Below are 845 nucleotides of genomic sequence, written 5' to 3' on the forward strand. Positions count from 1 at the left end.
TGCAAGTTGTTCAGTTACTCCGATTCGTGAGCTGCGTAGAACCTGCTTGCGTGACTCGGTCCATGGGCGATCGACAATTGGCTCACCCGCTAAATTAATCACGTGATCGATTATCGTGTCGTCGCTAATATCATTTAAGTTGCTAATCAACTTAAGGTTCGCTGTGACCTTATCGAGACGTTTTGGGTGCTTTTGTCTTGTTAATACAAGAACTGTGATGCCGGCTGGTAGCGACTTAATAAATGTTGAACCTATCAGTCCAGTACCACCAGTGACCAAGTAATCATAATGTGTTTGCATTGTCGCATCCTGTAACATGGCAAGTTCAGTATGAATCGCTACGCCTTGATCTGACTTATAGTTTACTTTGCACGATTGTCATTAGCGCGTCGCGAAACTCAGGCAACTCCCCAATAGCGGGTAGAAGTTTTATATCGACCGACAGATCGTTTTTGATCTCTTTAATCATGTTCGGCACATCTTTCTTCAAGTGTCGGCCTGTCGCGAAAAATAAGGGGAGAACCTGTATTTGCTCGTATCCCTCGCTCGCAGCGTGTGCACAAACGTCTTGCAGGCTAGGCTCGCTTAGCTCCATAAAGGCTAAGTCGGCTTGATCAAATTGCTCGCGCAATGTTTTTGTCATATCAAAAAAGGCGTCGGACCAACTCGTATTACTGCTTCCGTGAGCCAAAAGAATAATTTTTGTCTTCATGTATTTTCCTGAAAGTAGTTCTGCTCGACGCTACGGATGAATCGTCATGTCCGATTAGTTTCATGAGTTATATTGGGTATTCCGTGCGCGATGAACCATCAACTCTGGTATCTGAACACAGTATTCTATATTT

The 845-nt window shown here is 44.1% G+C and carries 2 protein-coding genes; both read right to left on the reverse strand.

Going from position 1 to position 845, the window contains the following annotated elements:
• A partial coding sequence (locus A3739_RS01475) for an NAD-dependent epimerase/dehydratase family protein (RefSeq protein ID WP_197471945.1) occupies positions 1–300 on the reverse strand: 300 nt, incomplete at its 3' end.
• A 55-nt stretch (positions 301–355) separates the two neighbouring features.
• Positions 356–712, reverse strand: coding sequence for a sirohydrochlorin chelatase (locus tag A3739_RS01480; protein WP_068477186.1), 357 nt, complete (start codon positions 710–712; stop codon positions 356–358).
• Between the last annotated feature and the right edge of the window lie 133 nt (positions 713–845).

The organism is Oleiphilus sp. HI0067 (assembly GCF_001635735.1).